The 18,287-nt window shown below is 61.4% G+C and carries 15 protein-coding genes and 5 tRNA genes; 7 read left to right on the forward strand and 13 right to left on the reverse strand.

The genetic code is table 11. The features are described 5' to 3' along the window. The first annotated feature begins 141 nt into the window (after positions 1-141). On the forward strand, positions 142-1,032 hold the full coding sequence (locus J4E53_RS08545; protein ID WP_060741438.1) for a LysR family transcriptional regulator: 891 nt from the start codon (positions 142-144) through the stop codon (positions 1,030-1,032). 69 nt (positions 1,033-1,101) lie between these two features. Further along, positions 1,102-4,380 carry a PAS domain S-box protein gene (locus J4E53_RS08550; RefSeq protein WP_060741437.1) on the forward strand — a complete coding sequence of 1,093 codons (3,279 nt, stop codon included), beginning with the start codon at positions 1,102-1,104 and terminating at the stop codon, positions 4,378-4,380. 62 nt (positions 4,381-4,442) lie between these two features. Here the strand turns inward: J4E53_RS08550 and J4E53_RS08555 are convergent, their stop codons facing one another. The 11 genes from J4E53_RS08555 to uvrB form a co-directional block, all read right to left on the reverse strand. After that, positions 4,443-4,895, reverse strand: coding sequence for an Hsp20 family protein (locus J4E53_RS08555; protein ID WP_053123476.1), 453 nt, complete (start codon positions 4,893-4,895; stop codon positions 4,443-4,445). A 119-nt stretch (positions 4,896-5,014) separates the two neighbouring features. After that, positions 5,015-5,974 (reverse strand): tRNA-dihydrouridine synthase, encoded by a 960-nt coding sequence (locus tag J4E53_RS08560; RefSeq protein WP_103308780.1) that lies wholly within the window; start codon positions 5,972-5,974, stop codon positions 5,015-5,017. Positions 5,975-6,221: 247 nt separating this feature from the next. Beyond that, positions 6,222-6,671: a thioesterase family protein gene (locus tag J4E53_RS08565; protein ID WP_060741435.1), complete on the reverse strand. Its 450-nt coding sequence runs from the start codon at positions 6,669-6,671 to the stop codon at positions 6,222-6,224. Between the two features lie 85 nt (positions 6,672-6,756). Then, positions 6,757-7,590, reverse strand: a complete 834-nt coding sequence (locus tag J4E53_RS08570) for an alpha/beta fold hydrolase (protein WP_060741434.1) — start codon at positions 7,588-7,590, stop codon at positions 6,757-6,759. Positions 7,591-7,618: 28 nt separating this feature from the next. Next, a complete protein-coding gene (locus tag J4E53_RS08575) occupies positions 7,619-8,158 on the reverse strand; it encodes a TetR/AcrR family transcriptional regulator (protein ID WP_103308779.1) in 540 nt (179 codons plus the stop codon). Between the two features lie 181 nt (positions 8,159-8,339). After that, positions 8,340-8,415, reverse strand: a tRNA-Glu gene (locus tag J4E53_RS08580). Positions 8,416-8,490: 75 nt separating this feature from the next. After that, a tRNA-Ala gene (locus J4E53_RS08585) sits at positions 8,491-8,566 on the reverse strand. 53 nt (positions 8,567-8,619) lie between these two features. Then, positions 8,620-8,695 (reverse strand) — tRNA-Glu (locus tag J4E53_RS08590). 79 nt (positions 8,696-8,774) lie between these two features. Continuing rightward, positions 8,775-8,850 (reverse strand) — tRNA-Ala (locus J4E53_RS08595). Positions 8,851-8,996: 146 nt separating this feature from the next. After that, entirely contained in the window at positions 8,997-10,478 is a 1,482-nt protein-coding gene (gene gltX, locus J4E53_RS08600; RefSeq protein ID WP_103308778.1) for a glutamate--tRNA ligase, read from the reverse strand. 225 nt (positions 10,479-10,703) lie between these two features. Beyond that, positions 10,704-12,719 carry an excinuclease ABC subunit UvrB gene (gene uvrB / locus J4E53_RS08605; protein WP_060741432.1) on the reverse strand — a complete coding sequence of 672 codons (2,016 nt, stop codon included), beginning with the start codon at positions 12,717-12,719 and terminating at the stop codon, positions 10,704-10,706. A gap of 331 nt (positions 12,720-13,050) precedes the next feature. Between uvrB and J4E53_RS08610 the strand changes: the two genes are divergently transcribed. Next, positions 13,051-14,247, forward strand: coding sequence for an amino acid aminotransferase (locus J4E53_RS08610; RefSeq protein ID WP_103308777.1), 1,197 nt, complete (start codon positions 13,051-13,053; stop codon positions 14,245-14,247). Between the two features lie 214 nt (positions 14,248-14,461). Here J4E53_RS08610 and J4E53_RS08615 read toward each other — a convergent pair whose 3' ends face one another. Beyond that, positions 14,462-14,689: a hypothetical protein gene (locus J4E53_RS08615; protein WP_060741430.1), complete on the reverse strand. Its 228-nt coding sequence runs from the start codon at positions 14,687-14,689 to the stop codon at positions 14,462-14,464. Between the two features lie 235 nt (positions 14,690-14,924). Here J4E53_RS08615 and J4E53_RS08620 point away from each other — a divergent pair. From J4E53_RS08620 to J4E53_RS08630, 3 genes are all read left to right on the forward strand, one after another. Continuing rightward, positions 14,925-15,000 (forward strand) — tRNA-Asn (locus tag J4E53_RS08620). Positions 15,001-15,247: 247 nt separating this feature from the next. Continuing rightward, positions 15,248-15,442, forward strand: a complete 195-nt coding sequence (locus tag J4E53_RS08625) for a hypothetical protein (protein ID WP_003203896.1) — start codon at positions 15,248-15,250, stop codon at positions 15,440-15,442. Positions 15,443-15,531: 89 nt separating this feature from the next. Next, on the forward strand, positions 15,532-15,714 hold the full coding sequence (locus tag J4E53_RS08630) for a hypothetical protein (RefSeq protein WP_046063464.1): 183 nt from the start codon (positions 15,532-15,534) through the stop codon (positions 15,712-15,714). On the opposite strand, the gene J4E53_RS08635 is transcribed toward J4E53_RS08630, so the two are convergent. After that, positions 15,711-16,772, reverse strand: coding sequence for an AI-2E family transporter (locus J4E53_RS08635; protein WP_060741429.1), 1,062 nt, complete (start codon positions 16,770-16,772; stop codon positions 15,711-15,713). The genes J4E53_RS08630 and J4E53_RS08635 overlap by 4 nt on opposite strands. A 147-nt stretch (positions 16,773-16,919) precedes the next feature. On the opposite strand from J4E53_RS08635, the gene yegQ reads away from it, so the two are divergent. Continuing rightward, positions 16,920-18,245, forward strand: a complete 1,326-nt coding sequence (gene yegQ / locus J4E53_RS08640; RefSeq protein WP_103308776.1) for a tRNA 5-hydroxyuridine modification protein YegQ — start codon at positions 16,920-16,922, stop codon at positions 18,243-18,245. Positions 18,246-18,287: the final 42 nt, after the last annotated feature.

The following is an 18,287-nucleotide window of genomic DNA, read 5'->3' on the forward strand; positions in this document are numbered from 1 at the left end:
CAGCTTGTTTCTATGCCCCGGGCCTTGAACGAATCAATAACCCCTTGGCTTGTGAGGCTGATCCTATGGGGTTACATTAAATAACTCAAATTCATATTTTTCATACTTTGCATAACCAACTGGAATCCGACCGGAACCGCCATGGACCTCGCCAACCTCAATGCTTTTATTGCCATCGCCGAGACGGGCAGTTTCTCCGGCGCCGGCGAACGCCTGCACCTGACCCAGCCGGCCATCAGCAAGCGCATTGCCGGCCTCGAACAACAACTCAAGGTGCGCCTGTTCGACCGCCTGGGCCGTGAAGTGGGCCTGACCGAGGCCGGCCGGGCCCTGTTGCCGAGGGCCTACCAGATCCTCAACGTGCTGGACGACACCCGCCGCGCCCTGACCAACCTGACCGGCGAGGTGACCGGGCGCCTGACGCTCGCCACCAGCCACCACATTGGCCTGCACCGCTTGCCACCTTTATTGCGCGAGTTCACCCGGCGTTATCCCCAGGTGGCGCTGGATATCCAGTTCCTGGATTCGGAAGTGGCCTACGAAGAAATCCTCCATGGCCGGGCGGAACTGGCCGTCATCACCCTCGCCCCCGAACCCCACACACTGGTACGGGCCACGCCAGTGTGGGACGACCCCCTGGATTTCGTGGTCGCCCCGGAGCATGCGTTGCTGGAAAACAGCGCGGTGAGCCTGGCGGACATTGCCTTGCATCCGGCGGTGTTCCCGGGGGGCAACACCTTTACCCATCACATCGTGCAACGGTTGTTCGAGGCCCAGGGCCTGACGCCTAACATCGCCATGAGCACGAATTATCTGGAAACCATAAAGATGATGGTTTCCATCGGCCTGGCCTGGAGCGTTCTGCCGCGCACCATGCTCGATGAACAGGTCGCGCGCATTCCTTTGCCGGGCATACAGCTCAGTCGCCAGCTAGGCTATATCTTGCACACCGAACGGACGCTATCGAATGCCGCACGGGCTTTCATGGCCTTACTGGACGCACAAATCGATTTGCCAGGGACAAAGGCATAGGTTGTGCCGCGCCTGTAGGGCCTTGAATGCTTGTGCTTAATGCCCAAAACCGCTCAAGGCTCGCTAGAAATGCCCAAACCTGCTGACCATCTCCCGCCCCTGCCGCGCATTCAGGCGCTCGACCCGAAGCGGTCCGAGCAAAGCTGGGACAGCGCGCCACAGTTGCTGGCCGCCCTGAACGGTGCGCGGCTGGGCGCTTGGTCGTGGGACATCGACAGCGGCCAGATCAGCTGGTCCCGCGGCACCCAGGCGTTGTTCGGCTTCGATCCGCGCCAACCGTTGCCGGCGGACGTGGACTACCTCGACCTGCTGCTGCCCGAAGACCGAGCCAGGGCCGTGCGCGCCTTTCACGCGGCAGTGGCCGGAGCGCCGGTGGAACAGGCGATGCATCATCGCATCGTCTGGCCCGACGGCAGCCTGCACTGGCTGGAAATCAGTGGCAGCGTGCTACCCGACAAGCACGGTCGGCCGCGCATGATCGGGGTGATTCGTGAAATCACCCATCAGCGCGAGCGGGAACAGGCGCTGCGCAGCTCGGAAAAACGCTTCGCCACGCTCTTTCATCTGTGCCCGAACATGGTCTTGCTGACCCGCCAGGAAGACGGGCTGATCAGCGAGGCCAACCAGTATTTCGAAAGCCTGTTCGGTTGGCCGGTGCATGACGTGATCGGCCGTACCACCCTGGAGCTGGGCCTGTGGGTTGACCCCAGGCAGCGGGCGAAGCTGGTGGAGGCAACCAAGGCCAAGGGCGAGCTGGTCAGCATGGAGGTGGAGTTCCGGGCCAGCAACGGCCAGATTCATAGCGGCATTCTGAGCGCGCAGAAAGTCGAGCTCGAAGGCCAGCCGTACCTGCTGAGCACGTTCCTCGACACCTCCGAGCGCAAGCTCGCCGAACAGGCCCTCAAGGACAGCCAGGAACGCCTGGACCTGGCCCTCGACTCGGCGCAACTGGGCACCTGGGACTGGCACATTCCCAGCGGCATGCTCTACGGCTCGGCCCGGGCCGCGCAGCTCCATGGCCTGGAACCCAAGCCGTTCCACGAATCATTCGATGCGTTTTTCGAGGGGGTTCCCACAGAAGAACGCAACAACATGCGCAACGCCTATCGCAGCCTGCGGGAAGGCCCGGCGGGCAACTATCAATTGACCTACCGCGTACAACTGCCCGACGGCACCTCGCGCTACCTGGAAAGCCGCGCCCGCCTCTACCGCAACGACGACGGCAGCCCCTTGCGCATGGCCGGGACCTTGCTGGACATCACCGACCAGGTGGAGCGCGAACAAAGCCTGGCCGCCTCGGAAGAGAAGTTCGCCACGCTGTTCCAGGTCAGTCCCGACCCGATCTGCGTCACCCACCAGGACAGCGGGCGCTTCCTCGAGATCAACTCCAGTTTCACCCAGACCTTTGGCTGGACCACCAACGACGTGATTGGCCTCAGCGCCGACGAAATCGGCCTCTGGGGTGGCTCGGGCAGCAGTCTGCAACGCATCGAACGGGTGATCCGCGAACAATCGCTGAACAATGTCGCCATCGTCGTTCACCACAAGAACGGCCAGCCATTGACCTGTGTGATTTCCAGCCGGCAAATCAACGTCGGCAACCAGCCGTGCATCGTCACGACCTTGCGCGACATCACGCAGCAGCAACGCTCCGAAGCCGCCCTCAAGGCCAGTGAAGAGAAATTCGCCAAGGCGTTTCATTCCAGCCCCGACGCCATCACCATCACCGAACACCAAAGCGGTCGCTACCTTGAGGTCAACGACGGCTTCTGCCGGTTGACCGGCTACCGCGCCGACGAAGTGATAGGGCATACGGTCTACGAGGTAGGGATCTGGGCCGAAGAAAAACAGCGCGCCGCCCTGCTGGCCGAATTGCAACTCAAGGGCCGTGTGCACCACCAAGAGATGCTCGGGCGCAATAAACGTGGGGAAATCCTCACGGTGGAGGTCTCGGTCGAGCCCATCACCCTCAATGAAACCGAGTGCCTGCTGCTGACCGCCCGAGACGTGAGCCTGCTGCGCAATGCCGAAGCCCAGATCCGCCACCTGGCCTACCACGACTCGCTGACCAACCTGCCCAACCGGGCCTTGCTGATGGACCGCCTGAGCCAGCAGATCGCCCTGCTCAAGCGTCACAACTTGCGCGGCGCCCTGCTGTTTCTCGACCTGGACCACTTCAAGCACATCAACGATTCCCTCGGTCACCCGGTGGGCGACACCGTACTGAAAATCATCACTGCACGCCTGGAAGCCAGCGTACGCCTGGAAGACACCGTGGCGCGACTGGGTGGCGATGAGTTCGTGGTGCTGCTCAGCGGCCTGGAGGGCTCGCGCAGCGAGGTCAGCAAGCAAGTGCAGGCCCTGGCCGACACCCTGCGTGAACTGCTCTCGGAACCGATGTTTCTCGATGGCCAGCGACTGCAGGTCACGCCGAGCATCGGTATCGCGTTGATCCCCGACCACGGCTCCACCCCCACCGATTTGCTCAAGCGCGCCGACATTGCGCTGTATCGCGCCAAGGACTCGGGACGCAACACCTCGCAGATGTTCCACACCACCATGCAAAAAGCCGCCAGCGAACGGTTGCGCATGGAAACCGACCTGCGCCTGGCCCTGGCCCGTGGCGAGTTCAGCGTGCATTTCCAGCCTCAGGTCGATGCCCGGGACAACCGCATCATCGGCGCCGAAGCCTTGGTGCGCTGGCATCACCCGGACCTCGGCGCCCAATCGCCCAACGAATTCATCAAAGTGCTGGAGGACAGTGGCCTGATCCTCGAAGTCGGGACCTGGATCCTCGATGAAGCCTGCGACGGCTTCAAGCAACTGATCGCCAAGGGCAAGATCGATCCGCAGCGATTCAGCCTGTGCGTGAACATCAGCCCACGACAATTCCGCCAGAGCGACTTCGTCGAACGCATCGAAAACAGCCTGGCCGCCCACGGCCTGCCCTGCTCGCTGCTGAAACTGGAGATCACCGAAGGTATCGTGATCCAGAACCTGGACGACACCATCGCCAAGATGCGCCGGCTCAAGAAGCTGGGGGTGAGCTTCGCCATGGACGATTTCGGCACCGGTTATTCGTCACTGACCTACCTCAAGCGCCTGCCGGTGGACACGCTGAAAATCGACCAGTCATTCGTGCGCGACGCCACCAGCGACCCCAACGACGCCGAAATCATCCGCGCCATCGTCGCCATGGCCCGCAGCCTCAACCTGGTAATGATCGCCGAAGGCGTGGAGACCCTGGAGCAATTGCATTTTTTGCAAGGGCTTGATTGCCATTTGTACCAGGGTTACCTGCACAGCCGGCCGTTGCCGCTGGAGGCGTTTGAGCGGTTGTTGCCATAGTGGGAGCCCCCCACAGATATGAAAAAGGGCGCCATAAGGCGCCCTTTTTCAGTTGCGATGCATCAGTTTTGCAGCGCGGGTTGCTGCTGCGCACCGTTGATCGGGATGCGCTTGGCTTTCGCCTCTTCCGGAACCACTCGCAACAGGTCGATGCTCAACAGACCGTTACGCAGGCCGGCGGACTTGATCTCGATATGATCGGCCAACCGGAAGGACAGCTTGAACGCACGCTGGGCAATGCCCTGGTGCAGGAAGGTGACGCTGTCGTTGCTGGCTTCACGCTTGCCGCCACTGATGGTCAGCACACCTTTTTCCACTTGCAGGTCCAGGTCTTCTTCCTGGAACCCGGCGGCGGCGACCACGATGCGGTATTCGTCATCACCATGTTTTTCCACGTTGTAGGGTGGATAGCTGCTGCCTGGTTCGTTGCGCAGGGCGGTTTCGAACAAGTCGTTGAAGCGATCGAAGCCTACCGAGGAACGGAACAGAGGGGCCAGCGAAAATGCAGTACTCATGATTCAAATCTCCTGAAAAATTCAGCAAGTTTTTTTGTCTCCGCGACCCGAATTCGGCATCGCGTAACCCCTATCTAGGGTCCGTCAAAAACTTTTCAAGAGGTTTTTTCGAATTTTTTTCAGGCCGCTTCAGTGCGCTGAACATCCAATAAATGCCCCACCGCGTCCAGGTCGGTTTCCCGGCGTAGCGCGGTAAACAGCTCCACCGCTTCGGGGTAATTGCGGGTCAGCATCGCCAGCCACTGCTTCAACCGGCCCGGGGCCTGGCGCGGCGTCAACTGTTCGACCACTTGCTGCCAAAAATCATGGAGCATCGGCTGCAACTCGGCCCAGGACATCTCGACCACGTCCTCGCCAGCACGGGCGGCGGCGATCTGCCGGGCCAGGTCAGGGCGGGAAACGAGGCCGCGACCAAGCATGATGTCTTCGACACCGCTGATTTCGCGGCAACGGCGCCAATCCTCCACGCTCCAGATATCGCCATTGGCGAACACCGGCACCTTGACCACTTCTTGCACGCGGGGGATCCACTCCCAATGGGCCGGAGGCTTGTAGCCATCGACCTTGGTCCGCGCATGCACCACGATGTGCGCCGCGCCGCCTTCGGCCAACGCCGTGGCACAGACCAGGGCGCCGTCCGGGCTATCGAAACCCAGGCGCATCTTGGCGGTGACGGGGATGTGTTTCGGCACCGCGCGGCGCACGTGTTCGACGATTTCGTTGAGCAGTTCCGGCTCCTTGAGCAACACTGCGCCGCCCCGGGATTTGTTCACGGTCTTGGCCGGGCAACCGAAATTGAGGTCGATCACCTCTGAGCCCAACTCGCACGCCAACGCCGCGTTTTCCGCCAGGCACACCGGATCGGAGCCGAGCAACTGCACCCGCAACGGCACGCCGGCAGCGGTCTGGGCACCGCTCAGCAGCTCAGGGGCGAGCTTATGGAAATAGGCCGGCGTGAGCAGACGATCGTTGACGCGGATGAACTCGGTGACACACCAGTCGATACCGCCAACACGGGTCAGGACGTCCCGCAGGATGTTGTCGACCAACCCCTCCATGGGCGCCAGGGCAATTTGCATGGAAACACACACTCAACGAAAAAACGTGCGGCAGTTTACCGGATTTTGCCCATGACATCGGAATTCACCACCAATCCCTGTGGGAACCGAGCTTGCTCGCGATGGCGGTGGGTCAGCTTGCGCAAATGTTGAATGTATCGCCGCTATCGCGAGCAAGCTCGCTCCCACACGGGCTCCAGGGCGTTCATGGAATCTAAGTCCACCACCAATCCCTGTGGGAGCCGAGCTTGCTCGCGATGGCGCTGGGTCAGTCCACGAGGATGCCGGACGGTTCCAGGGCGGGGCCATACCCCTCGATGAATTCCTGGGGCATGCGCTTGGGCCGGCCAGTGGACAGTTCGATGCAGACGAAAGTGGTCTGGGCCCGCAGCAACGTGGCGTTGTCGCTGGGACGGACCAACTGGAAATGCCGGGTCATTTTCAGGCGCTGGTCCCAGTCGACGATCCAGGTCGCCAATTGCAGTTCGTCGCCTTCATAGGCGGCCGCCAGGTAATCGATTTCATGCCGCACCACCGCCATGGCCCGGTCCAGGCGTCGATACTCCACCAGATCCAGCCCCAGGCGCTGGGAATGGCGCCAGGCACAGCGTTCGAGCCAGGTGACGTATACCGCGTTGTTGGCGTGGCCCAGCCCGTCGATGTCTTCGGCATTGACCTGAAGATCAATGATGAATGGCGTTGCCCGATCCCAGCCCATGCCCCTCTCCCGGTCGAATTTGGATCGGGGCAGTGTAACGGATCCTAGCTCGACCGCCATCGCGGGCAAGCCTTGCTCCCACCGCTCAAGCCGATTGCCGCGCTTGCAGGCTGCGACCGGCCAACAGTGATAACACCCCATCAATGACCCGAGGATCGGCCAGCACCCGCTGATGTCCGCCCTGTGGCAGTCGCAGCAGCCGACTGTCGAACCAGGCGTCATGAATCAATTGCGACTCCTTGACCGAGACCGATGTGTCGTCCTCGGCATGGACGATCAACCCCGGCACGTCCAATTGGTAATGCGCCACATCCATCTTCGAGGCGGGCATGCCCACGTCGCTTTCCACCTGGCGAATGAAGGCCGAACGCGCCTTGGGCGGCAGGCCCATCATCCGGGAGAAACCGCGCAGCACCCCAAGAATGCGAGCGGGCGCGGCGATGCTGACCAGCGTCTCGGTACGCAACCCCAACTGGACCGCCAGCATGGCGCTGGCACCGCCCATGGAATGCCCGATCACCGCCTGCAACGGCGGCAGCTCGGCGGCGGCTTCGAGCATGGCCCTGGCGAACAACAGGACATTCGCCTCGCGACCTGGCGAACGGCCGTGGGCCGGACCGTCCAGCGCCACGACCGTGTAACCAGCGCCCACCAGGGCCGTGATCAGCGCCGCGAACTGGGTCGGCCGCCCTTCCCAACCGTGCATCAACAAGACCGCCGGGCCTTTGCCCCAGCGCAAGGCCGAGAGACCGAAACGCAAGGTGATACGCTCGGACGTGGCCAGCAACGGCAGTTCCCAATCCCGTGGCGGCAAGTTTCGAGGGCGCATGAACAGCGAACGCATCTGCTTCGCCACCAGGCGTGGAGCCACCCAGCCAAGCGTGCCATTGACACTACGTATCCAGCTCAACCTGTCCATCGCTCATCTCCAGGGCTCGCGCCTCAGCTCAACGCACCGCCGACTTGGCGGCGCGCAGCAAACGATCCGATAACTCTCCCGGGCCCAATGCCCGCGCCAGGGCCAGGCCACCGACCATCAAGGCGATGTCGGCCAGTGCCTTGTCGGCGTCCTCCGGGCTGGCCGCCAATTGCGCGACCATCAACTCGATATGCTCATTGAGCACCTCACGAAACGCATCCGGCAGTCGCCCGAGTTCGCCGACCGACGCCGGAATCGGGCAGGCTTGCTCGGTGGAGTCGCGATGCTTTCGGGACAGATAGAACGCGGCGACCAACGCCCGCCGCTCCTCACCTGTCAGCTCACCGTCCATATCGGCGATCATGCCGCGGCGCCGATTGAGCAATTGCTTGAAGGCCTCCAGCATCAAGGCATCCTTGCTTTCGAAATGGGCGTAAAAGCCGCCCACCGTCAGCCCGGCTGCGCCCATCACCTCGCCCACGCTCGGTTCCGCCGGCCCACGCTGGATCAGCGCATCGCTGGCGGCCTTGAGAATGCGTTCACGGGTTTGTGCCTTTTTATCGCTCATCGTCGCCTCCGAATATTACGACTGAAATATTATCCATGTAATAATTTTCCGCAAGCGGAAATTTTCACCGCTGGTCAGAAGACTTTTTCAAAGGATAAGGGAATTGGCCAAACGCCAGACAAACAAAAGGGCCATTCAAGAATTGAATGACCCTTATAAAATCCCGCAGAGCGGGTAATCGTGGCGTCCCCTAGGGGACTCGAACCCCTGTTACCGCCGTGAAAGGGCGGTGTCCTAGGCCACTAGACGAAGGGGACACAAACCTTCTAACTTGATCAGCGCTGAGAACTGATCGATTCAAGGCCGGTGTGGCCAAACCTTGAACCTGTAATTGGTGGAGCTAGACGGGATCGAACCGTCGACCTCTTGCATGCCATGCAAGCGCTCTCCCAGCTGAGCTATAGCCCCGGATTTTTCGCCTCGCGGCGGAGCGACATCTTGCAACATCGCTTCTGTAAAACTGGCGTCCCCTAGGGGACTCGAACCCCTGTTACCGCCGTGAAAGGGCGGTGTCCTAGGCCACTAGACGAAGGGGACGCAAACCCTTCTATACAACTGATCAACGTTGAGTGTTGATCGCTTCAAGGCCGGTGTGGCCAGACCTTGAAGTGTAAATTGGTGGAGCTAGACGGGATCGAACCGTCGACCTCTTGCATGCCATGCAAGCGCTCTCCCAGCTGAGCTATAGCCCCTCATCGCTGAGGACGGGGCGAATCTTAAGGGCGTATCGGAGGGCTGTCAAATTTATTTTCAACAAATATGAAAATTTTTTGCCGGGATAACAATCACTTACCGACAAACCCCGGAAAACCGGGGTATGTCCTGCCTCATCGAGCGCTTACGCGATCGCGCCCAGCAGTTTTTCCCACTCCTTGTTCTCCTTCTTCGACACGCCACCGAGCAGATCGATGGCCTGGCGCAGGCGGAAACGGGTCAGGTCCGGCCCGAGAATTTCCATCGCATCGAGCACCGACACCGAACTGGCCTGGCCGGTAATGGCGGCGAACATCAGCGGCATGGCATCGCGCAGTTTCAACTCCAAGGATTCGACCACGGCCTGGATGGTCGCCGTGATGCTGTCCTTCTCCCACTGACGCAGGCTTTCGAGCTTCCACAGGATCAGTTGCATCAACTGGCGTACCTGGTCGCCGGAGAGTTTCTTGGACTCGAACAGCTTCGCGTCCGGCGTCACGCCACCGGCAAAGAAGAAGCCGGCCAGCGGGGCGATCTGGCTGAAGGTCTCTACCCTGCCCTGCACATGGGGCGCGATCTTCATCATGTACTCAGGGTTCAACGCCCACTTCTGCACACGTGCGGCGAACTCTTCCACCGGCAGGTCCCGCAGCCACTGGCCGTTGAGCCACGACAGCTTCTCGATGTCGAAGATCGGCCCGCCCAGGGAGACCCGCGACAGGTCGAAATGCTCGACCATTTCATGCAGCGAGAACTTCTCGCGCTCGTCCGGCATCGACCAGCCCATGCGCCCCAGGTAGTTGAGCATCGCCTCGGGCATGAAGCCCATGCGCTCGTAGAACGTCACCGAGGTCGGGTTCTTGCGCTTGGACAGCTTGCTCTTGTCCGGGTTACGCAGCAGCGGCATGTAGCACAGCTGCGGTTGTTCCCAGCCGAAGTATTCGTAGAGCAGGATCAGTTTCGGCGCCGACGGCAGCCATTCTTCACCGCGCAATACGTGGGTGATGCCCATCAGGTGATCGTCGACCACGTTGGCCAGGAAGTACGTCGGCAGGCCGTCGGTCTTCATCAGCACTTGCATGTCCATGCGATCCCACGGGATCTCGACATCGCCACGCAGCATGTCCGGCACCACGCAGACGCCTTCGCTCGGCACTTTCATGCGGATCACATGGGGCTCGCCGGCCGCCAGGCGACGAGCGACTTCTTCCTTGGACAGCAGCAGCGCCCGGCCGTCATAGCGCGGGGTTTCGCCGCGGGCCATTTGCTCGGCGCGCATCTGGTCCAGCTCTTCGGCGGTGCAGAAACACGGGAACGCATGCCCCATGTCCACCAACTGCTGGCAATACTGCTTGTAGATGTCGCCACGCTCGCTCTGGCGGTACGGACCGTGCGGGCCGCCGACGTCCGGGCCTTCGCTCCAGTCGATTCCCAACCAGCGCAAGGCATCGAAGATCTGTTGCTCGGACTCGCGGGTCGAACGCAACTGGTCGGTGTCCTCGATCCGCAGGATGAACTCGCCGCCGTGCTGCTTGGCAAAGCAATAGTTGAACAAAGCGATGTAGGCGGTGCCGACATGGGGATCGCCAGTGGGCGAAGGCGCGATGCGGGTGCGGACGGTGGTCATGGCATGTCTCGGAAAGAATATAAAAGCGAAGATCGAACAGGGGGCGAATGGTAACAGGCGATGGCGGGCGGGCTCCAGTGAGAGCGGGATTTGTGTGGCCAGTCGTCAGACCGAGTCGCGCCCATCGCGAGCAAGCTCGCTCCCACAAGGGATCATTGGGCGACTCGATCGAACTTGTGGGAGCGAGCTTGCTCGCGATGAGGCCCTTAAGGTCGCCACACAACCTCAGACAGCCAACAACCGCTCCCGCAACTTGCCAATCTCATCACGCAATTGCGCCGCCGCTTCGAACTCCAGGTCCCGGGCAAGCTGGTACATTTTCTCTTCCAATTGACGGATACGCTTGGTGATCTCGCTTGGGGAGCGCAGTTCGGCCTCGTAGCGGGCGCTCTCTTCGGCCGCCTTGGCCATGCCCTTGCGTTTTTTGCTGCGCGAGCCTGGCACGGTGGCGCCTTCCATGATGTCGGCGACATCCTTGAACACGCCCTTGGGGGTGATGCCATTGGCCAGGTTGAAGGCGATCTGCTTGTCGCGACGGCGCTCGGTCTCGCCGATGGCCCGCTCCATGGAGCCGGTAATGCGGTCAGCGTACAGAATCGCCCGGCCGTTCAGGTTACGCGCCGCGCGACCGATGGTCTGGATCAACGAGCGTTCGGAGCGCAGGAAACCTTCCTTGTCGGCGTCGAGAATCGCCACCAGCGACACTTCCGGCATGTCGAGGCCTTCGCGCAGCAGGTTGATGCCCACCAGCACATCGAAGGTGCCCAGGCGCAGGTCGCGGATGATCTCGACCCGCTCCACCGTGTCGATGTCCGAGTGCAGGTAACGCACCCGCACGCCATGATCGGCCAGGTAATCGGTGAGGTCTTCGGCCATGCGCTTGGTCAGCGTGGTGACCAACACCCGCTCCTCCACGGCCACGCGCTTGCTGATTTCCGAGAGCAGATCGTCCACCTGGGTCAGCGCCGGACGCACCTCGACTTGCGGGTCCACCAGCCCGGTCGGTCGCACCACCTGCTCGACCACCCGCCCGGCATGCTCGGCTTCGTAGTTGCCAGGGGTGGCCGAGACAAAAATCGTCTGCGGGCTCACGCTTTCCCATTCGTCGAAGCGCATCGGCCGGTTATCCAGCGCCGAAGGCAAGCGGAAACCGTATTCCACCAGGGTTTCCTTGCGCGAACGGTCGCCTTTGTACATCGCGCCGACCTGGGGCACGCTGACGTGGGACTCGTCGATCACCAGCAAGGCATCGGCCGGCAGATAGTCATACAAGGTCGGCGGCGGCGCACCTGCCGGACGGCCCGACAGGTAACGCGAGTAGTTTTCGATGCCGTTGCAGTAGCCCAGCTCCAGGATCATCTCCAGGTCGAACCGGGTCCGTTGCTCCAGACGCTGGGCTTCCACCAGCTTGTTGTTCGAACGCAGGTACTCCAGGCGCTCCTGCAACTCGGCCTTGATCCCCTCGATGGCGTCCAGCAGGGTTTCCCGCGGCGTCACGTAGTGGCTCTTGGGGTAGAAGGTGAAGCGTGGCAACTTGCGGATCACTTCGCCGGTCAGCGGATCGAACGCCGAAAGACTCTCCACTTCATCGTCGAACAGCTCGATGCGGATCGCTTCCAGGTCCGATTCCGCCGGGTAGATGTCAATGACATCGCCCCGCACCCGGAAGGTCGCCCGGGCAAAATCCATGTCGTTGCGGGTGTACTGCAAGTCCGCCAGGCGCCGCAGCAAGGCGCGCTGGTCGAGTTTGTCGCCGCGATCCACGTGCAGCACCATCTTCAGGTAGGTTTCCGGGCTGCCCAGGCCGTAGATGCACGACACCGTGGTGACGATGATCGCGTCCTTGCGCTCGAGCAGCGCCTTGGTCGCCGACAGGCGCATCTGTTCGATGTGGTCGTTGATCGAGGCGTCCTTCTCGATGAAGGTGTCCGACGATGGCACGTAGGCCTCGGGCTGGTAGTAGTCGTAGTAGGACACGAAGTACTCCACGGCGTTGTTCGGGAAAAACGCCTTGAACTCACCGTACAGTTGCGCCGCCAGGGTCTTGTTCGGCGCCAGGACCAGGGTCGGGCGCTGTACCTGGGCGATCACGTTGGCAATGCTGAAGGTCTTGCCCGAGCCGGTCACACCGAGCAACGTCTGGTGCGCCAGCCCGGCCTCGATGCCTTCGACCATCAGGCGGATGGCTTCCGGCTGATCGCCGGCGGGCTGGAAGCGGGTGACTAGCTGGAATTCAGACATGACATAACCTCTGGATTCACCCCTGTCAGCCAGCGACAGGAACGAGAAAGACCGAAACGACTGATGTCGCCCGAGGAAAAAGCTGGGATGCACACAATGTGGAGGTGAATGCCTTCGCTTTCAAGACGAACGTCCTACACGCCTTGAAGACTTTGACGCGGCGAGAAGACTAACGGTCGAAAAAAATCGAAAAAACTTAGCCTAAAAGCCGAATCGCCTGTCGCCGTGCCGGGTGATGGCCTCTATACTAGCTCCCCGTTTGTGCACCGCTCTAGTGCATTCGGCTGGAGCGTCACACGTCCCCTCATTCTCCATTCAGAGCCGCGCACTAATGAGCCTGTTTTCCGCTGTCGAATTGGCACCCCGCGATCCCATCCTGGGCCTCAACGAAGCTTTCAACGCCGACACCCGTACCAATAAGGTCAACCTGGGTGTAGGTGTTTACTGCAACGAGGAGGGGCGCATTCCACTCCTGCGCGCCGTGGTCGAGGCCGAGACGATTCGCGTGGCTCAGCACGTTTCCCGTGGTTACTTGCCGATCGACGGCATCGCCGCCTACGACCAGGCTGTGCAGACCCTGCTGTTCGGCAAGGATTCGCCGCTGATCGCCTCCGGTCGCGTCGTCACCGCCCAGGCCGTGGGCGGCACTGGCGCATTGAAGATCGGTGCCGACTTCCTCAAGCAACTGCTGCCTGACGCGGTCGTGGCCATCAGCGACCCGAGCTGGGAGAACCACCGCGCCCTGTTTGAAACCGCCGGCTTCCCGGTGCAGAACTACCGCTACTACGATGCCGCCACCCACGACGTGAACCGCAGCGGCCTGCTGGAAGACCTCAACGCCCTGCCCGATCGCTCGATCGTTGTGCTGCACGCCTGCTGCCACAACCCGACCGGCGTGGACCTGAACCCGGAAGACTGGAAAAACGTGCTGGCCGTGGTCAAGGCCAAGAACCACGTACCGTTCCTGGACATGGCCTACCAGGGCTTTGGCGCCGGTATCGACGAAGACGCGGCGGCCGTGCGCCTGTTCGCCGAATCGGGGCTGACCTTCTTTGCCTCCAGCTCGTTCTCCAAGTCGTTCTCGCTGTACGGCGAGCGCGTCGGTGCCCTGTCGATCGTCAGCGAATCGAAAGAAGAAAGCGCCCGTGTGCTGTCCCAGGTCAAGCGCGTGATCCGCACCAACTATTCCAACCCGCCCACCCATGGCGCCAGCATCGTCGCCGCCGTGCTCAACAGCCCGGAGCTGCGGGCACAGTGGGAAGCCGAACTGGCCGAAATGCGCCTGCGCATTCGCGGCATGCGCGACCAGATGGTCGACATGCTGGCCAAGGCCGCCCCGCAGCACGACTTCAGCTTCGTCGCCCGTCAGAGCGGGATGTTCTCCTACTCCGGCCTGAGCGTTGAACAAGTGATGCGCCTGCGCAACGAGTTCGGCATCTACGCCCTGGACACCGGCCGTATCTGCGTGGCCGCGCTGAACCAGAACAACATCGATGCGGTGACCAAGGCTATTGTCCAGGTGATCTGAAGATCGCTGGAATGAAGAACGGGAAGCCATGGCTTCCCGTTTTTTTGAGTGCTCACACCGACCCGTGGCGAGGGAGCTTGCTCCCGCTGGGCTGCGAAGCAGCCCTAAAGCCCCTCACCTCAGTGTGTCAGATGGATGGGGGCTGACATTTTCCAGGGCCGCTGCGCTGCCCAGCGGGAGCAAGCTCCCTCGCCACAAAAGCACCAGATCGAAACTACAACTCCGTCGCCCGCTGGCTCGCCGCATCGTCATAGATGACATACAACGACTCGGCCACCTGGCTCTTGATCGCCTTGGTACTTTCCAACCCCAGGACAAAACCCTCGGCCTTGCCGCCAGCGCGGTTCAGTTCTTCGGCCGTGCTCGCCTGGGCGATGGCGTCGTACAGTTTCTCGGCGTGCGGCCCCACACCCTTGGGCAAACTGATCTGGGCGGTGCTCACAAGCACACCTCGGCGCAACGGGCTGTGTGAAGTGGTAACAGGTGGTTCATGGCACGTACCTCAATGTCGGCGAATGGCCGGCAGCGCGTCCTGCCACTTCCGGGCAACCATGGTAGCCCTCTCCCGCCCTTGCGGTAACTGCCAATCGCTGATTGACCGTCAATGGACACCGGGAATGCGCCGTCCGCCAATAGACGCTTGACTTCTCTTTTCCAATCAGTAACATACGCGCCATTCCGCGATAGCTCAGTTGGTAGAGCAAGTGACTGTTAATCACTGGGTCCCTGGTTCGAGTCCAGGTCGTGGAGCCAGACAGCAACACCAAAAAGCCCCTGAATCGAAAGATCCAGGGGCTTTTTTGTGGGCGAAAAACAGGTGGATGGCCATATAAGTCTGGCCGAGGTCGCTGCCGGAACAATAATCCGGCGCCAAAAAGGCAATATGGTCCGGATCCTGCTTTCTTTTTCCGACAACCCAAGCTGTCACGTGAGCGTCATGACAGGGCCGCAAACTGGCACTGTCCGCCAACAACAGCTTCAAAACAACAAGGACGAAGCTATGCCCACGCAAAATCCTCACCGCATTGTCGGCCTGTGCACCTCCAGCAAGGTGTACAACGTACTGACCGAACTCAAGCAACTGGAAGGCCACCGCAGCGCCAAGTTCCTTTCCCTGCTGGCGGAAAACCTGGTGCGCAAGGGCCTGCTCAACGAGCAGGAAGTGGTGCACATGCTCGATCTGGTCGTCGATTGAGCGGCATCGATTCCTACTATTGAGCCAGTTGATTTTCCGTCCTTCCCCCTGAGCCGTAAGGTAGCCCCATCGATTGATGGAGGTTTCCCATGCCCAAGGTTCAAATCATGTCTGTCATTGGCAGCGCCGTCCCCGCCCCACTCCGGGAGCTCGGGTTGCTGGCCTGCTGGTACCTGGTGCAGGACGGCGTGACCATCAGCGGCCCGCTGACTTCACTGCCCGCCGCCCAGGCACTGTCGCAACGCATCGGGCCCTACCTGCTGAGGGCCTAGGGCAACTGCACACGCGGCGTGCTCTCGACGAACAAGGCCCAACAGGACATGAACAGCGCGGCGATCAGCGGCCCGATCACGAAGCCGTTCAGCCCGAACACTGCCAGCCCACCCAGTGTCGAGACCAGCACCATGTAGTCGGGCATCTTGGTGTCCTTGCCCACCAGGATCGGCCGCAGGAAATTGTCCACCAGGCCAATCACGAACACCCCGAACAGCGTCAGCACCACGCCCTGCCAGATCGCCCCCGAGAGCAGGAAGTACACCGCCACCGGTGCCCAGACGAGGCCCGCCCCCACCGCCGGCAACAACGACAGGAACGCCATCAGCACCGCCCATGGCAATACCGTCGGAATCCCCAGGATCCAGAAGATCAGCCCACCCAACGCACCTTGGCTGATGGCGACCAGCAGGTTGCCCTTCACCGTGGCCCGCACCACCCGATTGAATTTCAACTGCAGGCGGCGCTTTTGATGTTCCCCCAGGGGAACGGCCATGCGCACTTTGCGCACCAGTTCCGCACCGTCGCGCAGAAAGAAGAACAGCAGATAGATCATCACGAAGAAGCTGACCAGGAACTGAAAGGTGCCCTGGCCGAAACTGAAGGCCTGGGTGGCGAAGAACTCGCTGCCCTGCATTGCGCTCTTGACGATCTTGTCGCGCAAGCCGTTCAGGTTGCCCAGACCGAAGCGGTCCAGCAGGTGCTGGAAGTACGGTGGCAAGGCATCCTTGAAGCGGGCCAGGTAATCGGCAATGTCCAGCTCGCCGCTTTCCAGGCTCTTGTACAGCGCCGCGCCCTCCTGGACCAACAACGTACTGATGATGATCACCGGCAAGATCGCGCAGACCACACAAATGCTCAACGTGACCAGCGAGGTGACATTGCGGTGCCAGCCGAACTTCAACTGCAGGCGGCGCTGCATCGGCGCAAAGACGATACCCAGGATGACCGCCCAGAACACCGCACCGTAAAATGGCAGCAGAATCCAGATGAAGGCGACCGTGACCAGCACCAGGAGCAACATCTGGGCTTTGTTTTGCAGCATCTTTCGATTCATCAGCTTTCCATGTCCAAAGGCGGGATACACATTAGTCCGCCAGGACTCGCCGGAGTGCCTTCACGTTTGCGCTGCACATTGATTCAGGTCAATGAGGCCTGGCCGACCCTGGCGTAGCCTCCCCGCTTTTTGCGACCTGACCCCACCATGACCCTCGCCGCCCCCGAACTGCTGGCGCCCGCCGGCACCCTGAAAAACATGCGCTATGCCTTCGCCTACGGTGCCGATGCGGTGTACGCCGGCCAGCCGCGCTACAGCCTGCGGGTGCGCAACAACGAATTCGACCACGCGAACCTGGCCTTGGGCATTGCCGAGGCCCAGGCCATGGGCAAGCGCTTCTATGTAGTGGTGAACATCGCCCCGCACAACGCCAAGCTGCGCACGTTCCTCAAGGACCTGGAGCCGGTGATCGCCATGGCGCCGGACGCATTGATCATGTCCGACCCGGGATTGATCATGCTGGTTCGCCGGCATTTTCCACAGATGCCAATCCACCTGTCGGTACAGGCCAATACGGTGAACTGGGCGAGCGTCGAGTTCTGGCAGCAGCAGGGCTTGAGCCGGATCATCTTGTCCCGGGAATTGTCCCTGGAGGAAATCGCCGAGATCCGCGAGCAGGTGCCGGCCATGGAGCTGGAAGTGTTCGTCCATGGGGCGCTGTGCATGGCCTACTCCGGGCGCTGCCTGCTCTCGGGTTATATGAACAAGCGTGATGCCAACCAGGGCAGTTGCACCAATGCCTGTCGCTGGAAGTACTCGGCGCAACCGGCGGTGGAAAACGTCGTGGGCGACATTGTGCAAAGCTATCAACCCGAACCGACCCTGGGCCTCGGCGCGCCCACCGACCAGGTGTTCCTGCTCCAGGAAGCCAACCGCCCGGACGCCTCCTTGCCGGCCTTCGAGGACGAACACGGCACCTACATCATGAATGCCAAGGACCTGCGGGCCGTGCAGCACGTCGAGCGCCTGGCGCGCATGGGCGTGCATTCGTTGAAGATCGAAGGCCGGACCAAGTCGCACTTCTATTGCGCGCGCACCACCCAGGTGTATCGCCGGGCCATCGATGACGCGGTGGCCGGTCGGGAATTCGATCGCAGCCTGATGACCGACCTGGAATCCCTCGCCCAGCGCGGCTACACCGAAGGTTTTCTACGGCGCCACGTGCACGACGAATACCAGAATTACCAGAACGGCAGCTCAGTCTCGGAGCGCCAGCAGTTCGTCGGCGAACTGACCGGCGAGCGGCGCGAACGCCTGGCTGAAGTGCGGGTCAAGAACCGCTTCGGCCTGGGCGATCACATGGAACTGATGACCCCCAAGGGCAACTTTCACTTCGACCTGCACCAATTGCAGAACATCAACGGCAAGAGCATAGAGGTGGCACCGGGGGATGGGCATGTGGTGTACGTGCCGATCCCGGATGCGGTGGATCTGCGGTTTGGGTTGTTGATGCGGGATGTGCGTGAGCCGTAGCACTGGCGCTGATCCAGGTGCCGCAGAACAACTGTGGGAGCC

The organism is Pseudomonas sp. FW305-28 (genome assembly GCF_017351395.1).
GTDB lineage: Bacteria > Pseudomonadota > Gammaproteobacteria > Pseudomonadales > Pseudomonadaceae > Aquipseudomonas > Aquipseudomonas fluorescens_AA.

Bases quoted from the DNA above. Each gene is read 5' to 3' on its own strand.
- gltX (WP_103308778.1), bottom strand. From the start codon at position 10,478: ATGACCACCGTCCGCACCCGCATCGCGCCTTCGCCCACTGGCGATCCC.
- J4E53_RS08575 (WP_103308779.1), bottom strand. From the start codon at position 8,158: ATGAGCGATAAAAAGGCACAAACCCGTGAACGCATTCTCAAGGCCGCC.
- J4E53_RS08545 (WP_060741438.1), top strand. From the start codon at position 142: ATGGACCTCGCCAACCTCAATGCTTTTATTGCCATCGCCGAGACGGGC.
- yegQ (WP_103308776.1), top strand. From the start codon at position 16,920: ATGACCCTCGCCGCCCCCGAACTGCTGGCGCCCGCCGGCACCCTGAAA.
- J4E53_RS08550 (WP_060741437.1), top strand. From the start codon at position 1,102: ATGCCCAAACCTGCTGACCATCTCCCGCCCCTGCCGCGCATTCAGGCG.
- J4E53_RS08610 (WP_103308777.1), top strand. From the start codon at position 13,051: ATGAGCCTGTTTTCCGCTGTCGAATTGGCACCCCGCGATCCCATCCTG.
- J4E53_RS08560 (WP_103308780.1), bottom strand. From the start codon at position 5,974: ATGCAAATTGCCCTGGCGCCCATGGAGGGGTTGGTCGACAACATCCTG.
- J4E53_RS08635 (WP_060741429.1), bottom strand. From the start codon at position 16,772: ATGAATCGAAAGATGCTGCAAAACAAAGCCCAGATGTTGCTCCTGGTG.
- uvrB (WP_060741432.1), bottom strand. From the start codon at position 12,719: ATGTCTGAATTCCAGCTAGTCACCCGCTTCCAGCCCGCCGGCGATCAG.
- J4E53_RS08570 (WP_060741434.1), bottom strand. From the start codon at position 7,590: ATGGACAGGTTGAGCTGGATACGTAGTGTCAATGGCACGCTTGGCTGG.
- J4E53_RS08625 (WP_003203896.1), top strand. From the start codon at position 15,248: ATGCCCACGCAAAATCCTCACCGCATTGTCGGCCTGTGCACCTCCAGC.
- J4E53_RS08555 (WP_053123476.1), bottom strand. From the start codon at position 4,895: ATGAGTACTGCATTTTCGCTGGCCCCTCTGTTCCGTTCCTCGGTAGGC.
- J4E53_RS08630 (WP_046063464.1), top strand. From the start codon at position 15,532: ATGCCCAAGGTTCAAATCATGTCTGTCATTGGCAGCGCCGTCCCCGCC.
- J4E53_RS08565 (WP_060741435.1), bottom strand. From the start codon at position 6,671: ATGGGCTGGGATCGGGCAACGCCATTCATCATTGATCTTCAGGTCAAT.